The organism is Neisseria sp. P0014.S009, assembly GCF_051958155.1.
Lineage (GTDB): Bacteria > Pseudomonadota > Gammaproteobacteria > Burkholderiales > Neisseriaceae > Neisseria > Neisseria flavescens_C.
The window spans coordinates 1-231 of record NZ_JBQCVS010000307.1 but is presented as its reverse complement, the minus strand read 5'-3'; the positions used below and the strand labels follow the sequence as shown (position 1 = coordinate 231).

Here is a 231-nt window from a genome sequence, read left to right as displayed (position 1 = left end):
AGCTTGAGGAATCTTTATGACCATCCGAATGAATTGGCAAAACATATTGTCCACACAACGCTTCCGTACCAAAAACGGCGAAATTGTGCCGACCGATACCCCTTCGACCCAGGAAGGTGCCGATGCCTTGCGTACGGATTTTAACATCGACTACGACCGAGTCGTTTTTTACGGTGCCAAACGCCCCCTTGGCCGTAAAACCCCGGTACAAACGCATGCCGCACACTCTTA

At 50.6% G+C, this 231-nt stretch carries 1 pseudogene; it reads left to right on the top strand.

Features of this window, described 5'->3' with window-relative positions:
* Nucleotides 1-16: 16 nt before the first annotated feature.
* Nucleotides 17-231: pseudogene (locus ACTHS4_RS12755) on the top strand (deoxyguanosinetriphosphate triphosphohydrolase); the annotation flags it as partial.